The sequence below is a fragment of the Nostoc sp. genome, from assembly GCF_035638895.1.
In the GTDB taxonomy this organism is placed as follows: Bacteria; Cyanobacteriota; Cyanobacteriia; order Cyanobacteriales; family Nostocaceae; genus Nostoc.
The window spans coordinates 1-9,877 of the sequence record NZ_DASQZC010000082.1 but is presented as its reverse complement, the minus strand read 5'-3'; the positions used below and the strand labels follow the sequence as shown (position 1 = coordinate 9,877).

Below are 9,877 nucleotides of genomic sequence, written 5' to 3'. Positions count from 1 at the left end.
TATTAACCAAACCTAATTGCTGCGATCGCTTCAAATATTTCACCCAAGATTGCTCTGACAACTGAGAAATGGCATTTGGTGACAGTGTTGCCGTGAAAATATCTTTGCCATTGCTAACACCATTGACACCAAAACTTTCTAAAACAGCAGTTGCAGCAGAGTTTAAAATTGGTTCAGTATGAATAAAAACTGTCAAACTCGGTTTTTCTGAATTTTGAACATCATTCAGCGCTGTAGCAAGAGCGGCGTCTAGTTTCTGATAATTCATCAGCAACTCCTAATTAAAAAGGGTAGACAGGAATTGTTTACCCTAACTTATCAAATTTATAGGTTTTTATTGCCTACCCTTGTACAGAAATAATATTTACCTTTCTCAGTCTAATTACAGATTAGCTGCGTTAATCACTCCATAACCCCATTTTTCATCAAATGTGCCTGGGGGTTTTCCAGGAATTGTACTATTTTTACGTAGCAAGTCTTTCACAGCAGCCGGATCAAGTTTAGGATCTCGCTGCAACAGCAGTGCAACTAATCCACTAACGAAGGGTGTCGCCATACTCGTACCCGCTCGTACCACAAACTTGGAATTAATCATCGATGAACGGTCAAAATTTGCATCGGCGGAAAGCGTGGAAATAATCATCGCTCCTGGTGCTGCTACATCCGGCTTCTGTCCACTATTCCGTAGTGGCCCTTCACTACTGAATTCCGAAATAGTATGCAATTCTAACCCCATTTCTTGCACTTTGTTATCAATATCTGTGTACTTGGTTCTAGTAGTATAGGCGGTAACAGTAATTGCACTGCTGGCGGCTCCTGGCGAACCAATTTTTACCGCATCCTTCACACTTTTACCTGTGAAAAACACTGATGAACTGTCATCTAGTGTCCACACATTCAAACATGTGTCAGTTGAAGAAGTGTTGCGGACTCGCAGCTGCCAAATACCTCCCATGACTGGCGAGGGGTCAATACCGCGTATTTGCACAAAGAAATTATGGTCGCCGTTGGCTTTATCTGGCGCTGGTGTCGCTAATTGCACCCGTGCATCTGGTAACTGATAATCTTGTGCGGCATTACCCTGAGTAATTATTTTTTGGTAAGGGGTGACAAAACCGTTAGGACTTCGCAGCGACACTTCCAATTCGCTATCTTTGGAATACCAACCGTTTAACCAAACTATGCTTATTTGATTCAAAGGAACATTAAAGCGCATACCACGAGTGCGTCCACTGGGTATTGTCGCTTGACCATGAATATTGGCGTTCCCTTCGTTACCCGCAGCACAGCAAACAATTCTTCCAGGGCCAGTTTCGGCGTTAATTACCTTTGATAAAGAATCGCTACCATCATGGGCATCAGCGTGTCCACCCAAGCTGAGATTTACCACTGCTGGGCGTCTTAACTCTCTAGCAATTCGGAAAATGTAACGCACAGCATCAGCAATGTGGGCATCTTGTAAATCTGATCTGACGACAACTAATTCCGCCTCTTGTGCGACACCGCCATAGGTAGCATCGGCACCGGCAGCAATTCCCGCAACGTGAGTACCATGACCGCTAGTATCCTGAGAAATTGTCAGTTGCGCTCCTGTAAATTCACCCCCATAAGCACCTTCCGTCACTCCTGGCCCTGGCAGTGTTTGATCCCAAATGTGTAAAATTCTTCCGGCAAAGGCGGGGTGTTTCGGATCAATGCCACTGTCTATAATGCCGATAATTACTCCTTTACCAGTCAGTCCGGTTTTGTTCTGGAACTCCGGTATTTTGACTGTTCCCATTGCAGTGTCCATCTTCAAATGAAGTTTGCGTGATGGCTTAATGCGTTGGATAATATCTTCTTCAGATAAGACATCTAAAGTCTCTATCGGTAAGAAAGCCGTTCGCACACTTCCAGAGTTTTGATTGACTTCAATATTATATTGTGATAGGTAACTTAAGTCTGCATCATGGTCGCAGTAGATAAAAACGACGCTCTTAGTTGGCTTGACTGGGCTTTTGTGGGCAATGATGCCAAGCGATCGCTTATGTGTAACTAAAGCTTGATCTCCTTCATTTTGATAGTCTCGAAATGCCAAAAGTAATCCGGGAGAAAGTTTTTCGTGCCTCATTTTTACCTCAATCTAAATTTATTTACTGTTAACAAAGTATTGATTTGAGAGGGAGCAGTCTCTCTAGAACGTAGTTTTTTCACCTTGATTATTTGATGCGACTATAGTTATCTATTTTTTTCATAGATAACATCAAATAAGCTTAGGAGGTAGTAAGTTCTTTCTATGACAATAATTCATAACTCATATTCTTGAATTGTGTCTCCCTCATAGTTATTTTCTATGGCTCTTGAGACAGCTTTGAGCAGCTGCATCTCAGAGTTACCCTAAACTGGGATAACAGAAAAATTTTATGAAGCTATTAAACTAATCCAGGTCTGCTTCAATCATTACGGATAAAGCAAATAAAATTAAGAATAATTAAGTAATGAATAAAAAATATAATTTTAATTAATATTAAATACTCCAACAAATTGTAGCCAAAATAGTTAAGAATGATAACATTTGCGTATAAAGTAAGAGAATATAGACTAAATCGCTAATGACTAGTGGCAAATGACAGATTCTCTATCATAAGTAAGAGCCATAAAGAAGCTAAGATTTGCAACGATCGCTTCTGAAGGTACAAAAAGTTATTCATGCAAATTCAAACACCAGACTGGGTAAAGCACGCGGTTTTCTACCAAATCTTCCCAGATCGCTTTGCTAGAAGCAAACAGCCGCGCAAACGGCTGCTGCGTGAAGCCCGTTGGGAAGATTGGGACTCTATGCCAACACTCCAAGGTTATAAAGGCGGCGATCTATGGGGCATCATGGAGGGTTTAGACTATATCCAGGATTTAGGAATTAACGCGATTTACTTTACACCCATTTTTCAATCCGCTAGCAATCATCGCTATCATACCCACGATTATTATCAAGTTGACCCGATGTTAGGGGGCAATGAGGCTTTTAAGGAATTGCTTGATGCAGCCCATCAACGGAATATCAAAGTTGTTCTGGATGGCGTATTTAACCATTCCAGCCGTGGTTTTTTCTTCTTCCATGATGTTTTAGAAAATGGCCCCCATTCGCCTTGGGTAAATTGGTTCAAAATTGAAGGCTGGCCCCTTTCAGCATACAATGGGGAATTCCCTGCTAATTATGTAGGTTGGGCAGGAAATCGTGCTTTACCAGAATTTAACCACGACAACCCAGAAGTGCGGGAATATATTATGGAAATTGCCGAATATTGGATTAAATTCGGCATTGATGGTTGGCGATTAGATGTACCATTTGAAATAAAAACTCCTGGATTTTGGCAGGAATTCCGCGATCGCGTCAAGGCAGTCAATCCCGAAGCTTACATTGTGGGCGAAGTGTGGGGAGATTCCCGCGAGTGGTTGGATGGAACACAATTTGACGGCGTGATGAATTATCTATTTACTGGGCCAACAATTGCCTTTACAGCAGGCGATCGCGTAGTCTTAGAACAAGTCCAAAGCCGCGACTATCAACCCTACCCACCCTTATTTGCCGCCGAGTACGCTACCAAAATCCAAGAAGTACTGCAACTTTACCCTTGGGAAATTCAGCTAACTCAACTCAATTTGCTAGCAAGTCATGATACAGCCCGATTGATGACAATTGCAGGCGGTGATATAGGTAGTATAGAATTGTCAACTTTATTGCTACTCACCTTTCCCGGTGCGCCCAGCATTTACTATGGTGATGAAGTTGGTTTACCTGGTGCAATAGATCCAGACTCACGTCGTGGCTTTCCTTTAGAGAGTAACTGGAATCAAGAAATTTTCAATATTCATCGTCAATTAATTGCCCTACGCCACACATATCCAGCCTTGCGTACAGGTGAATACCAAGTCCTCCATGCTCAAGGACAAATTTATATCTTTGCGCGAACTTTAGGAACAGAGGAATTGATAATTGCCGTCAATGCTGGCACAAGTTCGGCAACAGTCAATGCAGATGTCGTCAGTTTACGCACTCAACCCAACAAGCTGTTATATGGCACTGCTGAAGTTGAGTGGAATAGTGAAGGAGAAACTCAGCAGTTGTCATTGACTGTTCCAGCACGTAGTGGGTGCATTCTAGGAGTGGGGAGTGGGGAGTAGGGAGTAGGGAGTGGGGGGATGAGGGAGATGAGGGAGACAAGGAGAATAACCCATGCCCCATGCCCCATGCCCCATGCCCAATATCTTTATTTCCCTGCCACCATTGCAGGCATCAACACCGCATCAATAACATGGATCACCCCATTGTCTGTCAAAATGTCTGTTTTGATGACATTGGCGTTATTTACCTTAAATTTGCCGTCGGCAGATTCAATGGCGACAATTGACCCTTCAAAGGTCTCTGCCTCATTAATCTGTACCAAATCATCAGACCGAACATCGCCACTAGCGACATGATATGCCACAATTTTCCTGAGCTTGGGAATGTCTTGTAGTAGCGAGTCTAAGGTTCCCTCTGGCAGATTGGCAAAGGCTTCGTCAGTTGGTGCAAATAATGTGAAAGAACCAGGACTTTTTAGAGTTTCTATAAGATTTGCAGCTTCAGCAGCCTTTATCAGGGTATTGAAGTTTCCCGCGTTGATAGCAGTTTCCACAAGGTCAGCCATAAGGATGTGTGACTTTTAGTCAAATTAGCATTATAAGTAACTTATATTGACTGAAACACTCTCAACCTCTATCAAGAGAGAGGTTGCTAGCGATTAAATACACAGCATCAGATTTATCGGTACTGCTACACTGGGGAATGACCCCAAGAACCAGTGATTATGCTAAAGCGTTCTAAGTTCGAGACAACTCAGTCTCAGATTATGCACCGTTCTGAGGAGCTGATTAGTGCAGCCTCAAATCGTTACCGCATTACGGTTCAGGTGGCCAATCGTGCTAAACGTCGGCGTTATGAAGACTTTGAAAATAACGAAGATGCGATGATGAAGCCAGTGCTAAGGGCAATTATCGAAATGTCCGATGAATTGACTCAGCCAGAAATTATTGGCGAACTATAAAAAAAGGCTTTAGAGAAGGTAGGATGAGCAAAAATTTATCGTTCATTCAACCCCTACTTAAACCTTGGCAGACACTCACTGCTTTAATGGTGGTGGGTGTAATTGTTTTGGGTTCAGGGGCGGACAAATCAATACATAGAAATTTATTTAGTATCCAACCTGCATACTCTCAGAGAATCACACCTAGCGATGTTTGGCAGTTAGTATATCAGCAATTGCCAGATTTACCACGAGAAAATAACTATATCAGCAAAGAAGATAGGAAAGTTGCCGAAAACAACACCTTAGTAAGTCGCTTGATTACATATCACATTTATACCAAAGGGCGGGCCCCAATTTATCGCTTAGATTGGAAGCTGACTTTAGCTGATTACCTGGGTGCGAACGAAATTATGTATGATACTACCTATCCAGGCCATGAAACACTACGGGAAAATCCAATAGAAGGCGATCGCAAAGCCATCACTCGTCTCACCCGCAGCCAACGAAATGCCCTAGTGCAAGTCTTAATCAACATATTTAACCCTACTTCCCAAAATACCGCACCTCCTAGCCCCAACACCACACCCAGTCCTAATACATCAACTACACCACAGCCACCCCAACCAGGAGGGGCTGAACTACTAAAATGACCAAACCCACAGTTCAAAATCTTCCTTTGCGTTCCTCTGCGTTCCTCTGCGTTTAAAAAACTAAGCTATGGAACGCCTTGTAAAAACCGGATGTGGTTGGCGTATAGGCTGGAACCCCGACGCACATGAATTTAAAGGTTTAGTCGGTACAGATGATTGGGCAATTGAGTTAACCGAAGCCGAGTTGAATGATTTCTGCCGTCTACTAACACAGCTAGCAGACACCATGAAACAACTCACAACTGAATTAATGGAAGAGGAAAAAATCGCTTGTGAAGCCGAAAGCGATTTATTATGGATGGAGGTAGAAGGCTATCCTCATGCCTACAGTCTGCGCTTCATCTTAAATACAGGGCGATGTGTAGAAGGTAAATGGGATGCTTCTGCTGTTGCCGATTTGCTGCAAGCGACTGGAATGCTGAAGGTTTTTTAAATATGCCTGTTGCTTATGCTAGAGTTTTGCTGTATGATGGTAATTCTGACCGGGGCGTAGCGCAGCTTGGTAGCGCGCCACTTTGGGGTAGTGGAGGTCGTGGGTTCGAATCCCGCCGCTCCGATTGATGATAAGCCATACCTGCTAGTCTTTTCAAAAGATTGGCAGGTTTTTCAATCAGGTATACGAGGCGATACCAAAATTCCTAGCACAAAATTATTCCAAAACTTCACTACAAATAATGATTGGAATTAGCTTGGTAGGCTGCGAGGTCGAACAGTTGTCCGACTCATCCCATTTATCATTATGATAGGTAAATAAGTTCGTAGTAAGGACTTTAAGCCCTTGATTCGAGCGTTAAAGCGCTCACTACAAACTCAGCAAACTTGACAAACCACTATAAAATTCCCTAATTTCTATTGAAATCATAGTTAGGCAAGTTTACATTGTGGAAAACTTGTGGAAAAACTCAAATACTTTTCCACAAGGTAATTATACTTAATTAAGCTTTACTAGTAAAATCTCAAGTTTTCCACAGATTTATCCACAAAAAGTAAGATTTTTCTACAATTTAAGTTATATTTAATCAATTTTTATCCGTTACTTAATATTTTTGACTATTTATTTAGCCGTCAATGCTAATTATAAAGGTGGTGGTTGTGGAAAACTTCAAATACATCTTCAGGATGATTTTTCAGAACGGCTAGTTATATTGATGCGATCGCTCAGTTGGCGGATTGTTTGTGCTAAAGTGCGATCGCTCTGGTGGAGTTGGGTAATTTTATCGCAACTATAGATTACCGTTGTATGGTCTTTACCACCAAACTCCTCGCCAATTCTGGGCAAACTCAGAGACGTGTGTTGGCGCATGAGATACATTCCTATTTGACGCGCCCAGCTAATCTCTCTTCGTCGTGAGTTACTTTTGAGATCGTCTATTGAAACATCAAAATTATCCGCCACAACCTTTAAAATTGCTTCTGGGGTAGCTGCCATTTTTTCGTTAGGCGGTTCTAAAACTGGTGTGATATTTTCTACTGTCATCGGTAAACTCCAAATAGAAATATAAGCCACCGCCCGAATTAAAGCTCCTTCTAATTCTCGAATATTAGAAGTATAGTTAGAAGCAATATACTCAATCACATCGCGGGGAAGGCGAATATTTTCATCCTCAGCTTTTTTCTGTAAAATTGCCATTCTAGTTTCTAAATCCGGCTTTTGGATATCTGCGATTAACCCCATAGAAAACCGAGAACAAAGCCGTTCTTGCAAGCTAGGAATCTGGTTAGGAGGACGATCAGAAGCAATAACAACTTGTTTACCAGCTTCATGTAAAGTATTAAAAGTATAAAAGAATTCTTCTTGAGTGTATTCCTTCCCTTCAAGAAACTGAATATCATCAACTAATAAAACATCAGCTGCTCGATAATGCTCTCGAAAACTTTGCATACTATCCTTACGGATCGCTGTAATTAAATCATTAGTAAACTGCTCAGTCGAAACATAAAATATTTTACAATTAGGCGAAATTTCCCAGCGATAATGACCAATAGCCTGCATAAGATGAGTTTTACCCAAACCTACGCCACCGCATAAAAATAAAGGATTAAACTCTTTACCTGGAGATTCCGCAACTGCCAAAGAAGCAGCGTGAGCCATCCGATTATTAGCACCAACTACAAACCGCGAAAAGACATATTTAGAGTTTAATTGAGTAGTTTTATGATTGTGAGTAGGAATAGCTTCGGGAATACTGCTGGGTTCTGGTGATTCCCAAGAAACCTGTCGTTCACTCAAATGAGATTCATCTCCTTGAGCAACAGTAATGTAAATTCCTACGGGATGACCCAGAATATCTTGTACCACATGAGCAATGGTATTTATGTAATATTTCTGTAACCAATTACGAGCAAATGGGTTAGGAGTACAGATTACCAAGCAATTATTTTCTAATCGCTCCGCACTAGCAGTTTTAATCCAAGTTTCAAAGGTGGGCCGGGATAGTTCAAGCTGTAGACGCTCTAGTACCTGACTCCACAGACTTTCTATGGGAATTTCCATCATCCACCACCTTTGCTGCTAACGGTCACAATAGAAGAGAAAGCACTAATTTAGCATCCAAACACGCTAGACCTAGAATAAGCTTTTAAGTTGTAATCATTTTGGGACATACCCCGTAGGCAAGATCCTAACACCAGCGATTGATATGGAGAAGCAACGACACATGAAGACAACAAACCATCATTTAGCACCCAAAAAAATTGATACTAGGGGTTTACCTCACAGGTTATGGATGCTCTCATACGGGGTAGCAGTGGTGTTCCTGGGGAGCTGCTCTCTTTTACCTGCTAAAATCTTTGAGACTCGACAAAGCCAGACTCAAGCCCAAAAGACAATAGAACCTAATCCGGTAATTGTCCCCCCACCAATTATCTCTTCGTCTGAAGATGCTAATTTTGTGGTAAAAGTAGTGCAACAGGTGGGGCCTGCGGTAGTTCGCATTGATTCTTCCCGAACAATCACTTCTCGTGTACCAGACGAATTTAACAACGACCCATTTTTCCGACGGTTTTTTGGAGACGGTGCGCCACAGCCTAGACAACGGGTAGAGCGGGGTAACGGCTCTGGATTTATCATTAATTCTTCAGGTCAAATTGTGACCAATTCTCATGTGGTAGATGGTGCTGATACAGTGACTGTCACACTCAAAGATGGCAGGACTTTTGACGGTAAAGTGTTGGGTGAAGATCCGGTTACGGATGTGGCTACAATCAAAATTGATGCTAATAATCTACCAACCCTAGCTGTGGGTAACTCCGATGCTTTGCAACCAGGAGAGGCAGTAATCGCTATTGGGAACCCTTTAGGCTTGAATAATACCGTTACTTCTGGGATTATTAGTGCTACAGGTCGTTCTAGTAGCGATATCGGTGCTAGCGACAAACGGGTTGATTACATCCAAACGGACGCTGCAATTAACCCTGGTAACTCTGGTGGCCCATTGCTAAATGCTCGTGGCCAAGTAATTGCGATGAACACAGCTATTATCCGAGGCGCTCAAGGTTTGGGATTTGCTATTCCCATTAATACTGTGCAAAGAATTGCCCAGGAATTAATTGCTAACGGTAAAGTAGATCACCCTTATTTGGGTGTTCAGATGGTGACACTGACACCAGAAATTAAAGAAAGAATAAAAAATAGAGCAGGCGATCGCTTAAATCTTACAGCTGATGAGGGCGTTTTGCTGGTTGATATCGTGCCGCGATCGCCTGCATCTACGGCTGGACTACGAGTCGGTGATGTGATTAAAAGTATTAATAACCAGCCTGTCACTAAAATTGAACAAGTACAAAAGCTAGTAGAAAATAGCAAAATCGGTACTAACTTACCAATAGAAGTGGAACGCAATGGGCAAATTGTCCAAGTAGGAGTCCAACCTGCTCCTTTACCCGTAACACGCGAGGGATGATGTCATTTGCCATTTGTAAATGCTCAATGCTCCCATTCCCAATTCCCTACTCCCCACTCCCCATTACTTAAAGGAGTTCAATCATGTCTGAATTAGCGCCAATAATTCAATTAGGAAATCCAACATTACGCCAAAAAGCTGCTTGGGTTGAGAATATTCAAGATGAGCATATCCAAAAGTTAATTAAAGACTTAATTGCTACTGTTGCCGAAGCTAACGGCGTGGGGATTGCTGCGCCTCAAGTAGCACAATCCTATCGTTTATTTATTGTGGCTTCCCG

General features: G+C 42.2%; 10 protein-coding genes and 1 tRNA gene. 7 read left to right on the top strand and 4 right to left on the bottom strand.

Annotation, left to right across the window (positions count from 1 at the left end):
- Together VE944_RS03495 and VE944_RS03490 are read right to left on the bottom strand one after the other, a co-directional pair.
- Positions 1–268: hypothetical protein (locus VE944_RS03495; protein ID WP_324972321.1), on the bottom strand; the 268-nt coding region annotated here is incomplete at its 3' end.
- Between the two features lie 114 nt (positions 269–382).
- Positions 383–2,110 (bottom strand): S8 family serine peptidase, encoded by a 1,728-nt coding sequence (locus VE944_RS03490; RefSeq protein WP_324972319.1) that lies wholly within the window; start codon positions 2,108–2,110, stop codon positions 383–385.
- Positions 2,111–2,688: 578 nt separating this feature from the next.
- Between VE944_RS03490 and VE944_RS03485 the strand changes: the two genes are divergently transcribed.
- Entirely contained in the window at positions 2,689–4,161 is a 1,473-nt protein-coding gene (locus VE944_RS03485; protein WP_324972316.1) for a glycoside hydrolase family 13 protein, read from the top strand.
- Between the two features lie 86 nt (positions 4,162–4,247).
- Here VE944_RS03485 and VE944_RS03480 read toward each other — a convergent pair whose 3' ends face one another.
- Complete coding sequence (locus VE944_RS03480; RefSeq protein ID WP_324972314.1) at positions 4,248–4,667, bottom strand: fasciclin domain-containing protein; 420 nt, start codon at positions 4,665–4,667, stop codon at positions 4,248–4,250.
- Between the two features lie 159 nt (positions 4,668–4,826).
- On the opposite strand from VE944_RS03480, the gene VE944_RS03475 reads away from it, so the two are divergent.
- From VE944_RS03475 to VE944_RS03460, 4 genes are all read left to right on the top strand, one after another.
- Positions 4,827–5,063 carry a DNA-directed RNA polymerase subunit omega gene (locus VE944_RS03475; RefSeq protein WP_100900204.1) on the top strand — a complete coding sequence of 79 codons (237 nt, stop codon included), beginning with the start codon at positions 4,827–4,829 and terminating at the stop codon, positions 5,061–5,063.
- A 23-nt stretch (positions 5,064–5,086) separates the two neighbouring features.
- Positions 5,087–5,695 carry a hypothetical protein gene (locus VE944_RS03470; protein WP_324972309.1) on the top strand — a complete coding sequence of 203 codons (609 nt, stop codon included), beginning with the start codon at positions 5,087–5,089 and terminating at the stop codon, positions 5,693–5,695.
- A gap of 67 nt (positions 5,696–5,762) precedes the next feature.
- A complete protein-coding gene (locus VE944_RS03465; RefSeq protein WP_324972306.1) occupies positions 5,763–6,128 on the top strand; it encodes a DUF1818 family protein in 366 nt (121 codons plus the stop codon).
- A 50-nt stretch (positions 6,129–6,178) separates the two neighbouring features.
- A tRNA-Pro gene (locus VE944_RS03460) sits at positions 6,179–6,252 on the top strand.
- 557 nt (positions 6,253–6,809) lie between these two features.
- On the opposite strand, the gene dnaA is transcribed toward VE944_RS03460, so the two are convergent.
- Positions 6,810–8,189 carry a chromosomal replication initiator protein DnaA gene (gene dnaA, locus VE944_RS03455; protein ID WP_324972324.1) on the bottom strand — a complete coding sequence of 460 codons (1,380 nt, stop codon included), beginning with the start codon at positions 8,187–8,189 and terminating at the stop codon, positions 6,810–6,812.
- Between the two features lie 163 nt (positions 8,190–8,352).
- On the opposite strand from dnaA, the gene VE944_RS03450 reads away from it, so the two are divergent.
- Positions 8,353–9,597: an HhoA/HhoB/HtrA family serine endopeptidase gene (locus tag VE944_RS03450; RefSeq protein ID WP_324972303.1), complete on the top strand. Its 1,245-nt coding sequence runs from the start codon at positions 8,353–8,355 to the stop codon at positions 9,595–9,597.
- Positions 9,598–9,680: 83 nt separating this feature from the next.
- Positions 9,681–9,877: peptide deformylase (locus VE944_RS03445; protein ID WP_324972300.1), on the top strand; the 197-nt coding region annotated here is incomplete at its 3' end.